This window comes from Scandinavium manionii (genome assembly GCF_024764775.1).
GTDB classification, from domain to species: Bacteria; Pseudomonadota; Gammaproteobacteria; order Enterobacterales; family Enterobacteriaceae; genus Scandinavium; species Scandinavium manionii.
The window spans coordinates 240009-261463 of the sequence record NZ_JALIGC010000035.1 but is presented as its reverse complement, the minus strand read 5'-3'; the positions used below and the strand labels follow the sequence as shown (position 1 = coordinate 261463).

21 protein-coding genes are annotated in these 21455 nt (G+C 55.9%); 15 read left to right on the top strand and 6 right to left on the bottom strand.

Going from position 1 to position 21455, the window contains the following annotated elements:
* Nucleotides 1-55 precede the first annotated feature (55 nt).
* From nadS to paaZ, 5 genes are all read right to left on the bottom strand, one after another.
* Nucleotides 56-340 (bottom strand): NadS family protein, encoded by a 285-nt coding sequence (gene nadS / locus MUU51_RS07465; RefSeq protein ID WP_159774654.1) that lies wholly within the window; start codon nt 338-340, stop codon nt 56-58.
* Nucleotide 341: 1 nt separating this feature from the next.
* Nucleotides 342-674 (bottom strand): type II toxin-antitoxin system RelE/ParE family toxin, encoded by a 333-nt coding sequence (locus MUU51_RS07460; protein ID WP_258967502.1) that lies wholly within the window; start codon nt 672-674, stop codon nt 342-344.
* A 201-nt stretch (nt 675-875) separates the two neighbouring features.
* A complete protein-coding gene (locus MUU51_RS07455) occupies nt 876-1142 on the bottom strand; it encodes a GAPES1 domain-containing protein (RefSeq protein ID WP_258967501.1) in 267 nt (88 codons plus the stop codon).
* 117 nt (nt 1143-1259) lie between these two features.
* Nucleotides 1260-3527, bottom strand: coding sequence for a primary-amine oxidase (gene tynA, locus MUU51_RS07450; protein ID WP_159774656.1), 2268 nt, complete (start codon nt 3525-3527; stop codon nt 1260-1262).
* A 167-nt stretch (nt 3528-3694) separates the two neighbouring features.
* Complete coding sequence (gene paaZ, locus MUU51_RS07445) at nt 3695-5734, bottom strand: phenylacetic acid degradation bifunctional protein PaaZ (protein WP_258967500.1); 2040 nt, start codon at nt 5732-5734, stop codon at nt 3695-3697.
* 287 nt (nt 5735-6021) lie between these two features.
* On the opposite strand from paaZ, the gene paaA reads away from it, so the two are divergent.
* From paaA to MUU51_RS07370, 15 genes are all read left to right on the top strand, one after another.
* Entirely contained in the window at nt 6022-6951 is a 930-nt protein-coding gene (gene paaA, locus MUU51_RS07440) for a 1,2-phenylacetyl-CoA epoxidase subunit PaaA (RefSeq protein ID WP_235033680.1), read from the top strand.
* 11 nt (nt 6952-6962) lie between these two features.
* Nucleotides 6963-7250 carry a 1,2-phenylacetyl-CoA epoxidase subunit PaaB gene (paaB, locus tag MUU51_RS07435; RefSeq protein WP_097161024.1) on the top strand — a complete coding sequence of 96 codons (288 nt, stop codon included), beginning with the start codon at nt 6963-6965 and terminating at the stop codon, nt 7248-7250.
* A 7-nt stretch (nt 7251-7257) separates the two neighbouring features.
* Complete coding sequence (gene paaC / locus MUU51_RS07430) at nt 7258-8013, top strand: 1,2-phenylacetyl-CoA epoxidase subunit PaaC (RefSeq protein WP_258967499.1); 756 nt, start codon at nt 7258-7260, stop codon at nt 8011-8013.
* Nucleotides 8014-8024: 11 nt separating this feature from the next.
* Nucleotides 8025-8522: a 1,2-phenylacetyl-CoA epoxidase subunit PaaD gene (gene paaD / locus MUU51_RS07425; RefSeq protein WP_159774662.1), complete on the top strand. Its 498-nt coding sequence runs from the start codon at nt 8025-8027 to the stop codon at nt 8520-8522.
* A gap of 7 nt (nt 8523-8529) precedes the next feature.
* Nucleotides 8530-9600 (top strand): 1,2-phenylacetyl-CoA epoxidase subunit PaaE, encoded by a 1071-nt coding sequence (gene paaE, locus MUU51_RS07420; RefSeq protein ID WP_258967498.1) that lies wholly within the window; start codon nt 8530-8532, stop codon nt 9598-9600.
* Nucleotides 9597-10364, top strand: coding sequence for a 2,3-dehydroadipyl-CoA hydratase PaaF (gene paaF, locus MUU51_RS07415; protein WP_258967497.1), 768 nt, complete (start codon nt 9597-9599; stop codon nt 10362-10364). The genes paaE and paaF overlap by 4 nt, the downstream gene beginning before the upstream one ends.
* 2 nt (nt 10365-10366) lie before the next feature.
* Nucleotides 10367-11155: a 2-(1,2-epoxy-1,2-dihydrophenyl)acetyl-CoA isomerase PaaG gene (gene paaG / locus MUU51_RS07410; protein ID WP_258967496.1), complete on the top strand. Its 789-nt coding sequence runs from the start codon at nt 10367-10369 to the stop codon at nt 11153-11155.
* A 2-nt stretch (nt 11156-11157) separates the two neighbouring features.
* Nucleotides 11158-12582: a 3-hydroxyacyl-CoA dehydrogenase PaaH gene (gene paaH, locus MUU51_RS07405; RefSeq protein WP_159774670.1), complete on the top strand. Its 1425-nt coding sequence runs from the start codon at nt 11158-11160 to the stop codon at nt 12580-12582.
* The gene (paaI, locus tag MUU51_RS07400) at nt 12572-12997 is read left to right on the top strand and encodes a hydroxyphenylacetyl-CoA thioesterase PaaI (protein ID WP_125355051.1); all 426 of its coding nucleotides are present in this window, start codon (nt 12572-12574) and stop codon (nt 12995-12997) included. The genes paaH and paaI overlap by 11 nt, the downstream gene beginning before the upstream one ends.
* The gene (gene pcaF / locus MUU51_RS07395; RefSeq protein ID WP_258967495.1) at nt 12997-14202 is read left to right on the top strand and encodes a 3-oxoadipyl-CoA thiolase; all 1206 of its coding nucleotides are present in this window, start codon (nt 12997-12999) and stop codon (nt 14200-14202) included. Before paaI ends, pcaF begins: the two co-directional genes overlap by 1 nt.
* Before the next feature lie 26 nt (nt 14203-14228).
* Nucleotides 14229-15542, top strand: coding sequence for a phenylacetate--CoA ligase PaaK (gene paaK, locus MUU51_RS07390; protein WP_159774674.1), 1314 nt, complete (start codon nt 14229-14231; stop codon nt 15540-15542).
* Nucleotides 15543-15646: 104 nt separating this feature from the next.
* Nucleotides 15647-16582, top strand: coding sequence for a phenylacetic acid degradation operon negative regulatory protein PaaX (paaX, locus tag MUU51_RS07385; protein ID WP_159774676.1), 936 nt, complete (start codon nt 15647-15649; stop codon nt 16580-16582).
* An 11-nt stretch (nt 16583-16593) separates the two neighbouring features.
* A complete protein-coding gene (paaY, locus tag MUU51_RS07380; protein ID WP_159774678.1) occupies nt 16594-17190 on the top strand; it encodes a phenylacetic acid degradation protein PaaY in 597 nt (198 codons plus the stop codon).
* Nucleotides 17191-17593: 403 nt separating this feature from the next.
* Entirely contained in the window at nt 17594-19573 is a 1980-nt protein-coding gene (locus MUU51_RS07375) for an alkyl/aryl-sulfatase (RefSeq protein WP_159774680.1), read from the top strand.
* 54 nt (nt 19574-19627) lie between these two features.
* Nucleotides 19628-20422, top strand: coding sequence for a hypothetical protein (locus tag MUU51_RS07370; RefSeq protein ID WP_258967494.1), 795 nt, complete (start codon nt 19628-19630; stop codon nt 20420-20422).
* 236 nt (nt 20423-20658) lie between these two features.
* Here the strand turns inward: MUU51_RS07370 and azoR are convergent, their stop codons facing one another.
* The gene (gene azoR / locus MUU51_RS07365) at nt 20659-21264 is read right to left on the bottom strand and encodes an FMN-dependent NADH-azoreductase (RefSeq protein WP_110508068.1); all 606 of its coding nucleotides are present in this window, start codon (nt 21262-21264) and stop codon (nt 20659-20661) included.
* Nucleotides 21265-21455 lie beyond the last annotated feature (191 nt).

The following is a 21455-nucleotide window of genomic DNA, read 5'->3' as shown; positions in this document are numbered from 1 at the left end:
GCGCATCGTGCGGTGGTGTGGGAGGAGGCTGGTCGTGAGATCAGCCCTATCCCGATCAATGGGCCGCTAGCACGTGAAAGAAAGCAGGGTCCGCCTGAATCACGGCCAGAACTTTGGCTGCCAGTCCTGTCGGGTTACGTCTTTTCGCTTCCCAGCTTTTAATGGTATCGAGGCTGGTGCCCAGTGCTTTCGCCATTTCGCTTTGAGAAACGTTGAGCTGCTCTCTGATGGCTTTCACGTCGGCAATTTCATAGCAGGTAACACGGCCGGGGGCTTTGTCGCCGTTTTTGATGTCGACCGCTTCTTCCAGGGACGCTTTCAACTCGTTAAAAAAAGTCATATCACACCTCGTCTTTCAATAATTTAGTCAGTTTCTTGAGGGCTGATTTTTCTGAATCCGTCAGGGAATCTTTGACGTTTTTGGGGTAAGCCAGCACCAGCCAGACAATCACTTCGGTGGCCAGAAAGTAGATAACTCTGGCGCTTCCGCTTTTTCCCTGTGACCCCGTCGCCATTCTGATTTTCCGCAAACCCCCGGTTTGCTGTATGACATCGCCCCGGGTGGGGAACTGGATAAGCTCTCTTTGCAGTTCTTTCAGTTCATCATCCGTGGCGATCGTTTTAATCTGCCGGGTGAACTGAGGCGTTTCGATAAACTCGATGGCATGGGTCACGAGCACACTCTCCTTGTGTGGGTACAATGTACACCTGAATTGGGTACTATGTACACCATTAATTACGATGAAGACGGGTAGTTGCTGTGCATACTATTCCCGCGCCAGGCGTTTCGCTGGATGGAGAGTGAAATGTGCGTACGTGCTCGGAAAGATTCGGAGGGGCATTCCAATATTGAAAATTAAAAGTCTACATTTCTATTAATCGACGATCCGGCGGCGCGCAACGGCCGCCGGATCGTTTTCACCCGGTTCAGAGACCAGGGGGGAAGATAATGCGGTGGAGATATTATAAGCAATGCGCTGATTAATATATTCTTCATGAAACAGTGCAGACTTGCCATTTTCAGCAATATATCCCATATAGCTGGATAAATTGCGGTACTCCCGGAACAGTAAACCGGCGAAGACAGCGGTAGTGAGAATGACAATCGCCGTAAGGGTGAATGTCCGCTTTTTTTTAACCAAGATACCTCGATCCTTTCTCAAGCCTGTCCACGCTTCCAGTATAGCGCGGGAAATATAGCATCCCTGTTTCTCTTTCACGAAGCCTGAGATCAAAAAAGGGGCCGAAGCCCCTCTGATTTACTTCTTCTGTTCGCCTAGCGTCGGCGTTTCATTGAAGAAGTTCCACGGTTTCAGCAGCGCGTGAACCCATTCGGTTGGCATAATCGGCCACTCTTCGGCGCGGGCCACATGCGTGGTGCCGGTAGTGATCCACACCACGTCATCCTGGTTATCCACCGATTCATTGTCTTTGGTGTACTGGCCAAGACCGGTGTCATGGGTGGAACGGTTAGGGTATTTGCCTTCAGGATAACGTTCATCCGCTTTGTAGCGGGTCACCCACAGCTGTTTATCCATAAAGCTCAGGCGATGATAAATCCACTCGTCAGGTGAGAATTTCGCCCCGGTCGCCACCGGATGAGTGCCACCGGCGTACGGGATTATCTGGTACGAAACCGGATTGCCCATACGGTTCTCTTTGCTGGTGTTGCTCAGCAGACGAATGGTACCCGGATCGAATTTCTGCGCTGCCTGCTGCTCGGTGTCGATCGTATGCTGGTCAATCTGCATGGTACTGGTCCGCGGGCCACCGGCGGTGTTTGGCTTCACATCTGGATCCATCGCTACCAGGCGGTTGTTTTCGCCATCTACGTCCAGGTCGAGACGGAAGTTGTAGATGTGCTGGTGGGTGGTGCCTACGATGTTGTGGTCGATAAGCGTGCCGTATTTGGTGTCAGCTTTGGCAGTCGCGTCGTGCATGGTTTTGGACTGCACGCCTTTCACCGCTTCGATGCCCGTCGCACCGGCATCAATGCCAATAGTGCCGTTTTCGTGGAACACCCAGTCAAAGATGTAGTCGTAGTTGCCGACCGTGCTTATCCAGCGGATAACCAGCTCACGGCGCTCGGTACTGACGTTCGGCTTACCCATTTCCTGATGCTTATATTCCGGCCCGGCGTAGCGTTCAAAGACTGCGATCGCGTGCGGGATGTTCATGGGTGCACCGGTATAATCGGCGATGGTTTCGTCCAGCAGCACGGCGTTCGACGGTGCATCTTTACCGCGGGCAATAGGCGATGTCAGGGTGCCCATGCCGTAGTCGCCGGAGTCCAGATATGCTTTGAAGTACCAGCCCACGTCCGGGTCACCATAAGGAACGATCATCCCGCCAAGTGAACCTTCGTACATGATTTTGCGTTTGGTGCCGTTGTCGTTATAGGTCACGGTCGACAAAATCGGCCCTACGCGAGAATCCAGGCGCAGGTGGAAATCCCAGTTCTGCCAGTGAATCATATCGCCAGTGATAGTGTAGTTCTTGCCTTCTGGTTCGATGATATCCAACGGTTTAAGCTGTTTAGCGATACGGTCACGTCCATCATACGGGCGCGGTGCCATCGGCACAGGAATGACCGGGCCTTCTTCAATCTTAATGATTTTCTTCTGCTCAAGGTCGACAACCGCCACCAGGTTTTCAATCGGGTGCGCCCAGTAGTTGCCGTCGCCGACGTCCAGATAACTCACCACTTTTAGCAGACGATCTTCCTGCTTCAGGCCGTCTTTGCCGTCAAAATAGCCGACGGTCAGTGGGGTGGTGATAACGTTGGTCGGGTCAGTAATGCCGTGTTTTTTCAGCACGTCAGCAAATTCTTTGCTGGCGTTGATGATGTTTTGCACGGAGGAGAAATCGTCCAGCAGCACCATGCCGTGCGCGTCCTTGATTGGCGCCCAGTGCAGCACTTTTTTATTCTTTAAATCGACCTGGCTTTCAATCACGTGTTTGCCGTCGAGCATCGTCACATTTGCCAGACGATCTTCATCGACCGCGGTGCCGCTCATGACGAAGTTCCAGACTTTCCCTTTTTCAGGCTCGGCGAGGGCAATCTGCGTAAAGCGCGTATTCGGTTTGAAGTCCGGCGAGGCTTTAACAATCTCAACCGCTTCTTTGATTTCGTTGGCGGTCAGCGCATTCAGCGGGTGTGGGCGCTTCTCGACCTGGAAAGTCTGATCCAGTCCGGACTGGAACACGTCGTTGATGAAGGTATCCGAAATCCAGGCTTTGTTATTTTTCATCACCACCGGCACCTGCAATGTCAGGGTTTTACCGTTGACGATGGCGGTTTTGGCGCCCGGTTTCACCTTCACAAATGCGCCGTCTTTGGCGATGGTGAACATCTGGGCGTAATCATCCCACTGCACGTCGGCCCCAAACTCCTGCAAGGTCTTGTCCATCGGAACCATATGGGCTTCGCCGCCGTGCGCGAAGACAGGGGCTTGCCAACTGCACATCAGGGCGACCGCAAGGGCCAACGCCGTTTTACGGGCGGAAAAAGGAGAAAAGCTTCCCATTTGTTAACCTCGTATAGTTATGTTCTTAGAGTCACGACACGCTCACCCTAACAGCGAGCAGACGCACGACGTTTGCCTGCACCTGCCAGGTGTTTTGTCAGATTTGCCAGATTAGGGGGATTGAACTGTTGGCCCGGTGAGCGATGCGCCACCGGGCAACAGGAAGGTTAGAAATCGCTTTGCTGACGGGCCACCAGCGTCAGGATCGAATAGAGCGCGACCGGCTGCTGATGCTGGTTAAACACTTCCACCGCCCATTCCACCACGCCGGTAGGTTTATCGTCGGCGGTTTTCTGACGCTTAACGGTTTTACGTTTCACGGTCAGACGTACCTGAATGGTATCGCCCGGTTTCACCGGTTCGATAAAGCGCAGGTTTTCCATGCCGTAGTTGGCGATAACCGGGCCGACGCCCGCATCGACAAACAGACCTGCAGCAGCAGAAATCACGAAATAGCCGTGCACCACACGTTCGCCAAACATCGATTCCGCGGCGCCGATTTTGTCCATATGCGCGTAGAAATGATCGCCGCTCAGGCAGGCAAAATTCACGATATCCGTTTCGGTCAGGGTACGGCGCGGGGTCAACAGGCTGTCGCCCGGCTGCAATTCTTCAAAATATTTACGGAATGGATGCACGCGGTCTTCCTGCACCTGCGCGCCGCGAACCCATTGCTGACTGACGCTGGCCAGCATCGTTGGGCTGCCCTGAACAGCGGTGCGTTGCAGGTAGTGCTTCACCGCTCGCAGACCGCCCAGCTCCTCGCCGCCGCCCGCGCGGCCCGGGCCGCCGTGCAGCAGCTGCGGCAGCGGAGAACCGTGTCCGGTGGATTCTTTCGACGACTCTTCATTGAGAATTTGAATACGGCCGTGAGCGCGGGCCGCACCGAGAATAAATTCGCGGGCAATCGCCGGATCCATGGTGACTAGCGTGCCAGCCAGACTGCCCTGACCGGCGCGGGCCAGTGCCAGACTTTGCGCGCGGGTCTGATACGGCATCAGCGTGGCGACCGGACCAAAGGCTTCAATGGCGTGAACCGCCGGGCTTTCATCCGGATGCGGACAGAACAGCAGTGTCGGCGGGAAGAATGCGCCTGCCGCCTGCATATCCGCTTTGCCACCCAGACGCACTTCGCAGCCAGCGGCCACCAGCGCATCAACTTTTTCCTGCACGTCAGTTCGCTGATCGGCGTTGACCAGCGATCCCATTTTCACGCCTTCTACGGCCGGGTCGCCCATTTTAACGCCCTGCAAACGGGCTACCAGCGCGTCGCTCACCGCCTGAATCTGCACCTGTGGCACGATGATGCGGCGAATGGCGGTGCATTTTTGTCCCGCTTTGGCGGTCATCTCACGTACCACTTCGCGGATAAACAGTGCGAATTCTGGCTGCTCCGGCGTGACGTCTTCACCCAGCACGCAGCAGTTCAGCGAGTCGGCTTCCATGGTGAATGGAATAGAGTTTTTGACGATGTTCGGATGAATACGCAGCGACTGCCCGGTTTGCGCCGAGCCGGTAAAGGTCACGACATCCTGGAAATCGAGTTGATCAAGCAGGTCGCCCGCGCCGCCGCAAATCAGGCTGATCGCACCGTCCGGTACCAGCCCACTGTCGACGATGGCTTTGACCATTGCCTGGGTCACCTGCGCGCTGGCGGTGGCGGGTTTGATGATGGCGGGCATCCCGGCGAGCCACGTTGGTGCCAGTTTTTCCAGCATTCCCCAGCACGGGAAATTGAACGCGTTAATGTGCACCGCAACGCCTGATTTTGCAGTCAGCACATGGCGAGCGGCGAAACCGCCATTTTTCGACAGCGGAATCAGTTCATCTTCCGGCCATAATACGTCGTCAGGCAACTCGCGTGCGCCGAGTCCCGCGTAGGTAAACAGCGTGCCAATTCCGCCTTCGATATCCACCCAGCTATCAGCCTGGGTTGCCCCGGTTTGTGCGGAAAGGGCATAGAACTCCTCTTTTTGCTCCAGCAAATGTTTTGCCACCGCTTTCAGCATGGCGGCACGTTCAACAAAGGTCATTTTACTGAGCGCGTCACCGCCATTCTCAATGGCGTAACGGCGCGCCTGCGCCAGATCCAGCCCTTCGCTGGTCACTTCCCAAAGTGGTTCGCCGGTAATCGCATGATGGATTGTCCGCGCTCGGCCCCGGCCTGACTGCCAGCTACCGGATAAGAAACTGGTTAACTGCTGCATTGTGTCTCTCCGTAAATGTTACGTCGTTTCGTCATACATAGTTTGATTATGAATCATAAAAATCAATGATGATTTTAATAATTTATTAACAATGCGATCTTTGTCTGCATCTGTTTATTTGTTACTTCATTGTTATGTAACGATATTGCGATTTACTCTGCGAAGGGCGTCACAGAATACACAAACCATTCTTGGGGTTTTAGTTAACCTTTATGTAACTTCACATAAACAATGTGATTCATAAAAATGCACTTAATGAATCAAATGGGAATCATAAAGGTGACAATGTGACTGAAGAACAACGCTTTGAAGCGCGCATCGCCGAAGAGACGGCCATTGAGCCGCAGGACTGGATGCCCGAGGCGTACCGCAAAACGCTGATCCGCCAGATTGGCCAGCACGCGCACTCTGAGATTGTCGGTATGCTGCCGGAAGGTAACTGGATAACCCGTGCGCCGACGCTGCGCCGAAAAGCCATTCTGCTGGCTAAAGTGCAGGACGAAGCCGGGCACGGCCTTTATCTCTACAGCGCGGCGGAAACCCTCGGCTGCGCCCGCGAAGACATCTATCAGAAGATGCTCGACGGACGAATGAAGTACTCCTCCATCTTTAATTACCCGACGCTGAACTGGGCCGATATCGGTGTGATTGGCTGGCTGGTCGATGGGGCAGCCATTGTCAATCAGGTGGCGCTGTGTCGCACGTCTTACGGACCGTATGCCCGTGCGATGGTGAAAATCTGTAAAGAAGAGAGTTTTCATCAGCGTCAAGGATTCGAAGCCTGCATGGCGCTGGCGAACGGCAGCGAAGAGCAGCGCGCGATGTTGCAGGACGCAATCAACCGCTTCTGGTGGCCTGCGCTGATGATGTTCGGGCCGAACGATGACAGCTCGCCGAACAGCGCCCAGAGCCTGGCGTGGAAAATCAAACGCTTCGGTAATGATGAACTGCGTCAGCGCTTTGTCGACAACACCGTTCCGCAGGTGGAAATGTTGGGCATGACCGTACCGGACCCGGACCTAACGCTCGACGAAACCACCGGTGAGTACCGCTTCGGCGCTATCGACTGGAATGAATTTAATGACGTGATTAACGGGCGTGGTATTTGCAACCACGAACGTCTGGCCGCCAAGCGTAAAGCCTGGGAAGAGGGCGCATGGGTGCGGGAAGCCGCGCTGGCGCATGCCGAAAAACAGCAGGCCCGCAACGTGGCGTAAGGAGAACAACAATGAGCAATGTCTACTGGCCGTTATATGAAGTGTTCGTTCGCAGCAAACAGGGTTTATCGCACCGTCATGTGGGCAGCCTGCACGCCGCCGACGATCGCATGGCGCTGGAAAATGCCCGTGATGCCTACACCCGCCGCAGCGAAGGTTGCTCAATCTGGGTGGTAAAAGCGAGCGAAATCGTAGCCTCACAGCCGGAAGAACGCGGCGAATTTTTCGACCCGGCGGAGAGCAAAATCTATCGCCACCCGACGTTCTACACCCTGCCTGACGGCATCGAGCACATGTGAGGCAGTCATGAAGAATCACGATCCTATCGCGACTTACGCTCTGCGCCTCGGCGATAACTGTCTGGTGCTTTCTCAGCGCCTTTCAGCCTGGTGCGGTCACGCCCCGGAGCTGGAAATCGATCTGGCGCTGGCGAATATCGGCCTCGACCTGATGGGCCAGGCGCGCAATTTTCTGACCTACGCCGCTGAACGTCAGGGCGCAGGCGATGAAGACACGCTGGCGTTTGGCCGCGACGAACGCCAGTTCTGCAACATTCTGCTGGTAGAGCAGCCGAACGGTAATTTTGCTGACACTCTGGCGCGCCAGCTGTTTATTGATGCCTGGCACGTGGCGTTGTTCAGTCGCCTTACGAGCAGCAAAGACGCACAGATTGCCGCCATCGCCGCCAAAGCCATTAAAGAAGCGCGTTATCACCTGCGCTTCAGCCGTGGCTGGGTTGAGCGTCTGGGCGCAGGGACCGAGCTTTCGAGCGCGCGGATGCAGGCCGCCATCGACAATCTGTGGCGCTTCACCGCCGAACTGTTCCAGGCCGATGCGCTGGAAGAAACGCTGATTGCTGAAGGCGTCGCCGTCGACCCGCGTGAACTGAAAGCCGGCTGGCTGGCGGAAATTTCCAGCGTACTGGCAGCCGCAGAACTCAAGGTTCCGCCAGAGCCGCCGTACCGCACCGGCGGTAAACAGGGGCTACACACCGAACATCTGGGGCCGATGCTGGCAGAAATGCAGTATCTGCAGCGTTCGTATCCCGGTCAGCAGTGGTAACGGAGGTCGCTATGCAACGTCTCGCCAGTATTGCTCCCGCTGAAGTCCATGAGATTTGGACGCTGTTAAGTCAGATTTCAGACCCGGAAGTGCCGGTGCTGACCATCACCGATCTCGGGATGGTGCGCAGCGTGACGCCGCAGGGCGATGGTTGGGTGGTGGGCTTCACGCCAACCTATTCTGGCTGCCCGGCAACGGAGCATCTGCTCGGTGAGATCCGCACCGCGATGACCGCGCACGGCTACACGCCGGTGCATATCGTCCTGCAGCTTGACCCGCCGTGGACCACGGACTGGATGACGCCGGACGCCCGTGAACGCCTGCGTCAGTACGGCATCAGCCCGCCACAGGCCCATGCCTGCCACGCGGGAATGCCGACGGATGTGGCCTGTCCGCGCTGCGCCAGCACCCAAACCACGATGATCAGTGAATTCGGTTCCACGGCCTGTAAAGCGTTATACCGCTGCGACAGCTGCCGGGAACCCTTTGATTACTTTAAATGTATTTGAGGTTGCCATGACGACGTTTCATTCGCTTACGGTGGCAAAGGTCGAGCCGGAAACCCGCGATGCGGTGACCATTACGTTCGCCGTACCGCAAACGCTGCAAACTGCCTACGCGTTTCGCCCCGGTCAGCATCTGACCCTGAAGGCCAAACTGGCAGGCGAAGAACTCCGCCGCTGTTATTCGATTTGTCGCCGCGCCGTGCCGGGCGAAATCAGCGTGGCGGTGAAGGCCATCGAAGGCGGGCGCTTCTCCCGCTATGCCAGGGATGAAATCAAAGCTGGCATGACCCTCGAGGTGATGATCCCTCAGGGTAATTTCGGCTATCAGCCGCAGCCTGAGCGCAGCGGACACTATCTGGCGATCGCCGCAGGCTCCGGGATAACCCCGATGCTGGCGATTGTGGAAACCACATTACAGGCCGAGCCGGACAGCGTGTTCACCGTGATTTACGGCAACCGCAGCAGCCAGAGCATGATGTTCCGCCAACAGCTGGCCGACCTGAAAGACACGTATCCGACGCGCCTGCAATTGCTGAGTATTTTCAGTCAGGAAACCCTCGACAGCGCGCTGCTGCATGGCCGCATTGACGGTGAAAAATTGCATGCGCTTTCCCGCTATCTGCTGAATTTCAGTCAGTTTGATGAGGCCTTTATCTGCGGCCCGGCGGCGATGATGGACGACGCTGAAACTGCACTTGTAGCGCTTGGAATGTCGCAAAATGCCATTCATCTCGAGCGCTTCAATACGCCGGGCAGCACCGTGCGCCACGCGTCAAGCGTGCAGGCCGACGGCCAGACGGTCACCCTGCGCCAGGACGGGCGTGACCGCGCGATAGTCCTTTCCGCTGACGACGAAAGCATTCTCGACGCCGCCCTGCGTCAGGGCGCGGACTTACCTTACGCCTGCAAAGGCGGGGTGTGCGCCACCTGCAAATGCAAAGTACTGCGCGGTGAAGTGTCGATGGCAACCAATTACAGCCTCGAGCCGGATGAACTCGCAGCAGGATATGTTCTGAGCTGCCAGTCGCTGCCGCTCACTGCCGATGTGATCGTCGATTTTGATGCGAAGGGGATGGCATGAGCGAATTACTGATTAGCCGCCACGACCGCGTATTGCAGCTGACGCTCAACCGTCCGCAGGCGCGCAACGCCCTGAACAACGCGTTATTGACCCAAATTGCCGACGCGCTGGAATCAGCCCAGCAGGACAGCAGCATCGGCGCGGTCATCATTACCGGCAGCGAGCGCGTGTTTGCCGCCGGGGCTGATTTACAGGAGATGGCGGAAAAGGATTTAGCCGCGACCCTGAACGATATTCGCCCACGCATTTGGGCGCGCATCGATGCCTTCAGCAAACCTCTGATTGCCGCCGTGAACGGCTACGCGCTGGGCGCCGGTTGTGAACTGGCGCTGCTGTGCGATGTGGTGGTGGCGGGCGACAACGCCACATTTGGTCTGCCGGAAATCACCCTCGGCCTGATGCCGGGCGCAGGCGGCACGCAGCGTCTGATCCGCTGCGTGGGCAAATCATTAGCGACACAAATGGTGCTGACCGGACGCAGCATTGATGCCCCGCGCGCGCAGCAGGCGGGGCTGGTGAGTGAGATTTACCCCGTTGGGCTGACCACGGAATATGCCATCAGCCTGGCGGCTGCAATGGCGAAACACTCCCCGCTGGCGTTGCAGGCTGCGAAGCAGGCGCTTCGTCAGTCGCAGGAAATGATGCTCGGTGCCGGACTCGCGCAGGAGCGCCAGCTGTTTACGCTGCTCAGCGCCACCGACGATCGTCGCGAAGGTATCGCTGCGTTTCTTGCCAAACGCCAACCCGAATTCAAAGGACGCTAACGATGGACGCTTTTATTCTCAGTCACGTTGAGCATGGGGTGATGACGCTAACGCTGAATCGTCCGGATCGACTGAACAGCTTTAACGAGGTGATGCACGGGCAGCTCGCCGAGTGCCTGAAGCAGGCCGAACGCGATGAAACGATTCGGTGTCTGGTTATCACCGGCGCCGGACGCGGATTCTGCGCCGGACAAGATCTGAACGATCGCAACGTTGACCCGAGCGGTCCGCCGCCGGATCTCGGTTATTCGGTAGAAACGTTCTGGAACCCGCTGGTTCGCCGTCTGGCAACGCTGCCAAAACCGGTTATCTGTGCGGTAAACGGCGTGGCGGCAGGTGCGGGTGCGACGCTTGCCCTTGGCTGCGACATAGTCATTGCCGCGCGTTCTGCGAATTTCGTGATGGCGTTCAGCAAGTTGGGACTGATTCCGGACTGCGGCGGAACCTGGGTTTTACCGCGAGTGGCGGGGCGTGCTCGGGCCATGGGCCTGGCGCTGCTGGGAGACAAACTCAGCGCCGAACAGGCTCAGCAGTGGGGCATGATCTGGCAAGTGGTGGATGACGCGCAGCTCAGCGACGCCGCCAACCAGCTGGCGCGCCATTTCGCTACGCAGCCGACATATGGCCTCGGGCTTATCAAACAGGCGATCAACGCGGCGGAAACCAACGACCTGGACGCACAGCTCGACCTCGAGCGTGACTACCAGCGCTTGGCGGGGCGCAGCGCGGATTACCGCGAAGGCGTCAGCGCCTTCCTCGCCAAACGTCAACCACAATTCAGCGGGAAATGACCATGAGCCAACAGATTCGAACCGTAGCGGTCATTGGCAGCGGCACCATGGGCGCTGGTATTGCGGAAGTGGCGGCGATGGCCGGGCAGCAGGTGCTGTTGCATGACATCTCAGCCGACGCCATGTCTCGCGCTATTGACGCGCTGCGTCAGCGTCTGGAATCCCGGGTTGCGCGTGGCAAACTCAGCGCCGACGCCTGCGAACGCGGTCTGGCGCGCATTTTGCCGGTGACTGACATCGCCGCACTCGCTGCTGCCGATTTAGTGATTGAAGCGGCAGCTGAAAATCTTGACGTCAAAAAAGCGTTGTTTGCGCAGCTGGGTGAAATCTGCCCACCGCACACGCTGCTGACCAGCAACACTTCATCCATATCGATTACCGCGATTGCGGCGGGCGTGAAGCACCCGGAGCGCGTGGCGGGGCTGCATTTCTTCAACCCGGCGCCGGTAATGAAACTGGTGGAAGTGGTGAGTGGTGTGGCGACGTCCACCGAAGTGGTGACGCAACTCAGCCAGTGCGTGCTGGCCTGGGGCAAACAGCCGGTTCAGTGCCACTCCACACCGGGTTTTATCGTCAACCGAGTGGCGCGTCCGTTCTATGCCGAAGCCTGGCGCGCGTTGGAAGAGCAGGTTGCCGCCCCGGAAGCGATTGATACGGCGCTACGTGAAGCGGGTGGTTTCCCGATGGGACCGCTGGCGCTGACAGATTTGATTGGTCAGGACGTGAATTTCGCCGTCACCTGTTCCGTATTTAACGCCTTCTGGCAGGAACGTCGTTTTCTGCCGTCGCTGGTGCAGCAGGAACTGGTGCTGGCGGGGCGCTACGGTAAAAAAAGTGGGCAGGGTGTTTATCCCTGGCCGCAGGGGGCCGCCGAGCCGGCGTTTTATCCGGCTGTGCCTGCGCATCGTCAGGCATCCAGTGTGCAAAAAGAACGTGACGTTGTCACTCTTGATGAGGTGCTTCTGATAGAAACCACGGGTGAAACTGCTCAGGCGGCGGCTACACGCACTCGCCAGCCGGTGGTGATGATGGACCGCAGCGAAGGCGCGGTGGTGGTGATTGCCGCCGCACCGGGCAACCGTCTGGAGTCGACGGAGAAAGCCATTTACTGGTTGCAGCAGCAGGGCAAAAAAGTGCTGCTGGTCGCCGATTATCCGGGGCTGCTGGTGTGGCGCACCGTGGCGATGCTGGTCAACGAAGCGCTGGACGCCCTGCAAAAAGGCGTCGCCAGCGAAGAGGATATCAACACCGCCATGCGTCTGGGTGTGAATTATCCGCGCGGTCCGCTCCAGTGGGGCGAACAGCTCGGCTGGCAGCGCGTGCTGGCGCTGCTGGAAAACCTGCAACGTCATTACGGCGAAGAACGCTATCGCCCCTGTTCCTTGCTGCGCCAGCGTGCGCTTCTGGAGAGTAGCTATGAGTCATAACGACGCCTGGCATAACGCCCGCGTGATGTACGAACGCGACACCTGCGCCCAGGCGCTGGGGATTGACATTATCGAGATGGGTGAAGGCTTCGCGGTGCTGACCATGACCGTCACCGCCAACATGCTTAACGGCCATCAAACCTGCCACGGCGGACAGCTTTTTTCGCTGGCGGATACGGCATTTGCCTACGCCTGCAACAGCCAGGGGCTGGCGGCGGTGGCATCGGGCTGCAACATCGACTTTCTGCGTCCGGGCTTTGCCGGAGACAAACTCACCGCCACCGCGCGCGTGATGCATCAGGGCAAATTGACCGGGGTGTATGACATTGAAATTGTTAACCAACAACAAAAAGCTGTGGCCCTGTTTCGCGGTAAATCACACCGCATCGGCGGCAGCGTAACGGGAGAAGCCTGATGCGTGACGCATTTATCTGTGACGGAGTGAGAACGCCAGTGGGGCGCTACGGCGGTGGACTTTCCGGGATTCGCGCCGACGATTTGGGCGCGGTGCCACTGCGGGCGCTGCTCGACAGGCATCCGCAGCTGGATGCTGAACGTATCGACGATGTGATTTTCGGCTGTGCCAACCAGGCGGGGGAAGATAACCGCAACGTGGCACGCATGGCATCGTTACTGGCGGGCCTGCCGCAGACGGTCTCCGGCACCACTATCAACCGTTTATGCGGTTCTGGACTGGATGCGATTGGCTTTGCTGCCCGCGCAATCCGTTCCGGCGATGCGGATTTACTGATTGCAGGCGGCGTGGAATCCATGTCCCGTGCGCCGTTTGTGATGGGCAAAGCCACTACGCCGTTCCAGCGTCAGGCTGAAATGTTCGACACCACAATCGGCTGGCGTTTTGTGAACCCGCTCATGCAGCAGCATTTTGGTACTGACAGCATGCCCGAAACGGCAGAGAATGTAGCTGAATTGTTAAAAATTAGCCGTGCCGATCAGGATGCGTTCGCCTGGCGCAGCCAGCAGCGCACCGCAATTGCCCAGCAAAACGGCATTCTGGCTGAAGAAATTGTCCCGGTCAGCGTGAAGGGCAAAAAGGGCGCGTTGACCGAAGTGACGCAGGATGAGCATCCCCGGGCGGAAACAACGCTCGAACAGCTCGCCGCCCTGAAAACGCCGTTCCGCAAGAATGGGGCGATCACCGCCGGTAACGCCTCTGGGGTAAACGATGGGGCGGCGGCGCTGCTAATCGCCAGCGCGGAAATGGCCGCACGTCAGGGGTTAACGCCACGAGCGCGCATTGTGGCGATGGCCACCTCGGGCGTTGAGCCGCGTCTTATGGGCCTTGGGCCGGTGCCTGCCACCCGCAAAGTGCTGGAGCGTGCGGGGCTCTGTATCAACGATATGGACGTCATCGAGCTGAATGAGGCATTTGCCGCCCAGGCGCTCGGTGTGATGAGACAGTTGGGGCTCCCGGACGATGCCCTGCATGTCAATCCTAACGGTGGCGCCATTGCATTAGGCCATCCGTTAGGCATGAGTGGTGCCCGACTGGCGCTGGCCGCCAGCAATGAACTGCACCGTCGCGGAGGGCGTTACGCCCTGTGCACGATGTGTATCGGTGTGGGTCAGGGCATTGCCATGATCCTGGAGCGCGTGTGAGCTGATTAACCTGCGAGTACCCTACAATGACAACGACAAAATTAGAATCGATTGAAACCGCATCCGTTGATGAACTGCAGGCTTTACAGACCCAACGCCTGAAGTGGACGCTGAAACATGCTTACGACAATGTGCCGATGTACCGCCGTAAATTTGACGCGGCGGGGGTTCACCCTGACGATTTCAAAAGCTTAAGCGATATCCGTAAATTCCCGTGCACCACTAAACAGGATTTACGCGATAACTATCCGTTCGACACATTTGCTGTGCCGATGGAACAGGTGGTGCGTATTCACGCCTCGTCTGGTACCACGGGTAAACCGACGGTGGTCGGTTATACCCAAAACGATATTGATACCTGGGCCAATCTGGTTGCCCGCTCTTTGCGTGCGGCAGGTGGCAGCGCGAAGGACAAAATTCACGTGGCGTACGGCTACGGCCTGTTTACCGGCGGGCTGGGTGCGCACTACGGAGCAGAACGTCTGGGCGCGACGGTTATCCCGATGTCCGGCGGTCAAACCGAAAAACAGGCGCAGCTTATCCGTGATTTCAAGCCTGACATGATTATGGTCACACCGTCCTACTGTCTCAATCTGATTGAAGAACTGGAGCGCCAGATGGGCGGTGATGCCAGTACATGCAGCCTGCGGGTTGGCGTGTTTGGCGCAGAGCCGTGGACCATGGCGATGCGCAAAGAAATTGAACGACGTCTGGGCATTACCGCGCTGGATATCTACGGTCTGTCAGAAGTCATGGGGCCGGGCGTAGCGATGGAATGTCTGGAAACCTCCGACGGCCCGACTATCTGGGAAGATCACTTCTACCCGGAAATCGTTAATCCGAACGACGGCACGCCGCTGGACGACGGTCAGCAGGGCGAGCTGCTGTTCACCACGCTGACTAAAGAAGCGCTGCCGGTGATTCGCTATCGTACCCGAGACCTGACCCGATTGCTGCCGGGCACTGCGCGTACGATGCGCCGGATGGACCGCATCAGCGGGCGCAGCGACGATATGCTGATCATTCGTGGCGTAAATGTCTTCCCGTCACAGCTGGAAGAGGAAATCGTTAAGTTTGAGCATTTGTCGCCGCACTATCAGCTGGAAGTGAATCGTCGCGGGCATCTGGATTCGCTGTCGATCAAAGTCGAGCTGAAAGAGAGCAGCCTGGCCCTGTCGCATGAGCAGCGCTGTCAGGTGTGTCATCAGCTGCGCCATCGGATCAAATCGATGGTCGGGATTTCTACCGACGTGACCATCGTCAACTGCGGCAGTATTCCGCGCTCCGAAGGTAAAGCGTGTCGCGTGTTTGACCTGCGTAAACTGGCGGCGAACGGTTAATTATTGCGTGCCCGGTGGCGCAAGCTTACCGGGCAACCGTTCGGGTCGGGGTGAGGGTAAAATAATCTGTGCTATGATTCAGTCAGGGAAAAAATCACAACAGAATGAATCAGATGAGTAAACTTGATCTCTTTATCCAGCAGGCCGTCGCAGCCGTGCCAGTCAGCGGAACCTCTTTAATCTCCTCCCTTTACGGGGATGCGTTATCCCATCGTGGCGGCGAAATCTGGCTTGGGAGCCTGACGGCGCTGCTTGAAGGCCTTGGTTTTGGCGATCGCTTTGTTCGCACCTCATTATTCCGACTCAATAAAGAGGGCTGGCTGGACGTCTCGCGTATCGGGCGGCGCAGTTTTTACCGTCTGAGTGACAAAGGGCTGCGTCTGACCCGACGTGCTGAGAGCAAAATTTACCGCGCTGAACCGCCCGCGTGGGACGGCACCTGGCTGCTGTTGCTGTCGGAAGGGCTGGATAAAAATACGCTCACCGATGTGAAAAAACAGCTGATTTGGCAGGGCTTCGGCACGCTGGCCCCGAGCCTGATGGCGTCGCCGTCGCAAAAGCTGGCGGACGTTCAGGCGCTGCTGCATGAAGCGGGCGTGGCGGAAAACGTCATCTGTTTTGAGGCCCGCTCTCCGCTGGCGACCTCCGTCAGTGCATTGCGCGCGCGCGTGGAAGAGTGCTGGCAGCTCACCGAACAAAATCAGATGTATGAAAATTTCATCAATACCTTCAGACCGTTGCTGCCGCTGCTGCGGGATGCTGCCCCTGCTGAGCTGACGCCGGAGCGCTGCTTCGCAATTCAGCTGTTGGCTATTCACCTTTACCGCCGGGTGATCCTCAAAGACCCGCTGCTGCCTGAAGAACTGTTGCCTGCGCACTGGGCCGGACAGGCCGCTCGTCAGCTGTGCATTAATATTTATCAGAGCGTGGCGGCTGGTGCACTGGCGTGGGTGAGCGAGAAGGGCGAAACCTCGGTCGGCCCGTTGCCGCAGCCCGCGTCGCCGTTTTATCAACGCTTTGGTGGTCTGAATCTTAAATAAGGAGTGTGACCATGCCGGTTTATCAAATTGATGGCTTAACGCCCGTGGTACCTGAAGAAAGTTACGTCCATCCCACGGCGGTGTTGATTGGCGACGTTATTCTCGGAAAAGGCGTTTACGTCGGTCCGAATGCCAGCCTTCGCGGCGATTTCGGGCGAATCGTGGTGAAAGACGGGGCCAATATTCAGGATAACTGCGTCATGCACGGCTTCCCGGAGCAGGACACCGTGGTCGAAGAAGACGGGCATATTGGGCACAGTGCGATACTGCACGGCTGCGTTATCCGCCGTAATGCGCTGATCGGAATGAACGCGGTGATTATGGACGGTGCAGTCATTGGCGAAAACAGCATTGTCGGCGCAGCGGCGTTTGTGAAAGCGAAGGCTGAAATGCCGGCGAATTATTTGATTGTTGGCAGTCCGGCAAAGGCCATTCGTGCGCTGAGTACCGATGAAATGGAGTGGAAAAAACGTGGCACGCGGGAATATCAGGTACTGGTGGAACGCTGCAAACTGACTATGCACCAGGTGGAGCCGTTGCGCGAAGTGGAAGAAGGGCGCCAGCGGTTGGTTTTTGATGAAAATCTGCGCCCGAAATCGGCGAAATAATTCAGAAAACAAAATCAAATTATTTTCTGTCTCTCCCTGTATTCCACAGCCGAATATCGCTCATAAAAGGACGGACGTAACGGTCCTCGCGTTCTCAGCATAAATGCGGCAGGACGTGCACTGAGGGAGGGACGTCCATCACATCACTACAATGCCCCAGGGCGTGAAGCGAGTATTACGCGCTCCCACTGTACATAGGATGCATAACCCAGCTCTTCCCCCCTGAATTCTGCACGTACTTACAAATGTAGTCAAAAATGGATAAATGTAACTATTTGGATATATTTGGAAAGCGGGTAGCTTAGATATGTAAGCTATCATTATTCATGTTGCCCAATAGTTTCTTAAGGTTGCTGTTTGTAAAAAGCGAGCGGCAGACAGGATGTACAATAGAGGATCATTTATGAGACTTACGCTACTAGTCAAAAGCCTTGTCCTGGCAGGGTTATTCACCTCTACGGCACTGACGCCTTTGTTCGCGCAGGAAGCGCCTAAAGAGGCAACCTCAGCGACAAAACAAGCTAATGATGCACTTTATAATCAGCTTCCTTTTTCTGATAACACTGACTTTACCAATGCCCATAAAGGCTTTATTGCCGCTTTACCGACTGATGTCATCAAAGGTGAGCAAGGTAATGTTATCTGGGATCCGCAGAAATACGCCTTTATTAAAGAAGGCGAAAAATCGCCTGACAGCGTCAACCCGAGCCTGTGGCGCCAGTCTCAGTTGATCAACATCAGCGGTCTGTTTGAAGTGACGGAAGGGGTTTATCAGATTCGTAATCTTGACCTCTCAAATATGACCATCATTGAGGGTAACGAAGGGATTACCATCGTTGACCCCCTGATTTCAGCAGAAACCGCGAAAGTGGGCCTTGAGCTGTATTACAAAAACCGTGGTAAAAAGCCGGTGGTTGCGGTGATTTATACCCATAGCCACGTTGACCACTACGGTGGGGTACGCGGTGTGGTTGATGAAGCTGACGTAAAATCTGGCAAAGTGAAGATTTACGCCCCTGCAGGCTTTATGGAGGAAGCGGTATCCGAGAACATCATGGCGGGTAACGCTATGAGCCGCCGTGCTAGTTACATGTACGGTAACCTGCTGAAACCAGACGTAAAAGGTCAGGTTGGTGCGGGTCTTGGTACGACCACCTCTGCAGGGACAGTGACATTAATTGCCCCGACAAATTACATCACCAAAACCGGACAAAAAGAGACGATTGACGGTCTGACCTATGATTTCATGATGGCGCCAGGTTCTGAAGCCCCATCAGAAATGCTGTGGTTTATCGAAGAGAAGAAACTCATCGAAGCGGCAGAGGACGTCACCCATACTCTCCATAACACCTACTCGTTGCGCGGCGCGAAAATTCGCGATCCACTGGCATGGTCGAAATACATCAACGATGCTATCAACCTCTGGGGAGATAAAGCCGAAATTATCATGGCGCAGCACCACTGGCCGACCTGGGGTAACGAGAACGTCGTTAAGCTGATGAAGGGACAGCGCGACCTGTATCGCTATATCAACGACCAGACCTTACGCATGGCCAATACTGGTCTGACGCGTGACGAAATTGCGGCAAACTTTAAGCTGCCAGATGGCCTGGCGAAAACCTGGGCCAGTCGGGGTTATTACGGTTCCGTCAGCCATGACGTGAAAGCCACTTATGTGTTCTATCTCGGCTGGTTCGATGGCAACCCGGCAACGCTGGATGAGTTGCCACCCGATGAAGCGGCAAAGAAATATGTCGATTACATGGGCGGTGCGGATAACATCCTGAAAAAAGCCAAAGAAGATTATGATCAGGGCAACTTCCGCTGGGTCGCACAGGTTGTCAGCAAAGTTGTCTTTGCCGATCCCAATAACCAGGCGGCACGTAATCTGGAAGCGGATGCGCTTGAACAGATGGGTTATCAGGCTGAATCCGGTCCGTGGCGTAACTTCTACCTGACCGGTGCACAGGAGCTGCGTAATGGCGTGCAGAAACTGCCAACGCCGAATACGGCCAGCCCGGATACGGTGAAAGCAATGACGCCGGAAATGTTCTTCGATTACCTCGGGGTGCATATCAACGGTGAAAAAGCGGCTAATGCCAAAGCGGTATTTAATATCGATTTGGGCAGCGACGGCGGTAAATACAAGCTGGAGCTGGAAAACGGGGTACTGAACCACACCGCAAATGCCGAAGCGAAAGATGCGGACGCGACTATTACACTCAACCGCGACACACTGAATAAAATCATCCTGAAAGAAGAAACCCTGAAACAGGCTGAAGATAACGGTGATGTTAAGGTCACGGGTAATGGTGCGAAGCTGGATGAGATGCTGAGCTATATGGACAAGTTTGAATTCTGGTTCAACATCGTCACACCATAAAATAATTCCCCTGCGGCGCCTGCGTTGCAGGGGATTTTCTTAAGGTAAACAGTTATGCGTTTGTCTTCATACTCACTTCTGCCGTCTCTTTTTTGCCTGGCCTCTGCATCTGCGTTTGCCGTAGAAGACCATGCGCCGGATGCGGCCCAGGCGAACAACCCTCTGGCGAATATGACTGCATTTAATATGCAGAACTATTACATCGGTGATGTCAGCGGCACAGATAAAGATGCCAACCAGTTCTGGTTTCGTTATGCACAGCCGTTTGCTCTGGGCGACAGTAACTGGTTATTACGTGGATCACTTCCGGTCAACACGTATCCGACCCCTCCTAATGGTGGGCATAAAACCGGTCTGGGTGACCTGAACCTCTTCGCATCATGGCTGATTGATACCGGTAATCCGGCTGTGAGTTTTGGTTTTGGTCCACAAATTACAGCCCCGACTGCAACCGATGAGGCGCTGGGAACAGAAAAATGGTCAGCGGGTCTGGTCAACGTGCTGTTTGATGCCAGCTCGAAGAAATTCCAGTACGGTTATCTGGCTTCCTGGCAGCATAGTTTTGCCGGGGAAGATGACCGAAGTGACGTGAATCTCGGCACATTCCAGCCATTCTTGTTTTATCAGTTAGGCGGAGGTACCTACCTGCGTGCTGCACCTATCTGGGTCTATAACTTCCAGAATGACAGTTACAGTGTTCCGATGGGGCTGGGTATTGGGCAAGTGATTAAGCAGCAGAAAACGGTGTATAACTTCTTCATCGAACCACAAGGGTCAGTCGCTGATCACGGGCCAGGACAACCTCGCTGGCAGATTTTTGCCGGACTTAATCTGCAATTCCTCAATTAATTTCGCCAGGAGAACTGTGGGTTTTACCCTGCGCCTTCTGCATAAAATGTGGTTCGTTACGGTGCCGGGTGCCTCCCGGTGAGCTTTGTCAGTTTTCACGGAGCTCCTTAACCGGGAACAGCGTCAGAACCCTTTTGCACATGACCTCTGGCAAAAAGATAACGGAAAATAAGAGGCCGTTTACTGTATGAGGAAACGGAAAATCCCTCTCACCGGGCGGCGAGAGGGGGAAATCTTTATGCAGCAACCAGGCTGTTGATTGCGGCTTTGGCATCAGACTGCGCTTTGGCCGCCACTTCTGGACCGTAAGCCACGCCTTCAGCGAACACGAAATTCACGTCGGTGATGCCGATGAAGCCCAGGAACAGCTTCATGTACGGCGCCAGCAGGTCGGTTGGGGTATCTTTATGGATACCGCCACGGCTGGAAACGACGACTGCACGTTTACCCGTGACCAGGCCTTCTGGACCGTTTTCGGTGTAACGGAAGGTCACACCGGCACGCGCAACCAGGTCAAAATAGTTTTTCAGCTGAGTTGGGATGTTGAAGTTATACATTGGGGCGGCGATAACAATAACGTCGTGCGCCTGCAACTCAGCGATAAGCTCATCAGACAGCGCCAGCGCTTCTTGCTGACGTGGAGACAGCGGGGCGTCGCTCGGACGCAGCGCGCCAACCAGTTCGCCATCCAGCACCGGGATTGGCTGTGCAGCCAGGTCACGAACGGTGATTTGGTCTGCCGGATGTTTTTCAGCCCACTGATCAACAAAATAGTCAGTCAGCTGACCAGACTGAGAGTACCCTGCCAGAATACTGGATTTGAGAACTAAAACTTTGCTCATGGGTGTTTCCTTTTATGAGATTGACGGGCCTGTGCCCAGATGCTTGATGACATGCTATTCACAATCCTGTCGCAGGGATAGCGCAATATATCGAAGCCTTCGTTCAAATTTATTGATGAAGGAAAGGGCGACTGCGATGTGGTACTCTAACACCAATGAAAACAGAGACATTTTTCCGGCAGTGCGCTGCC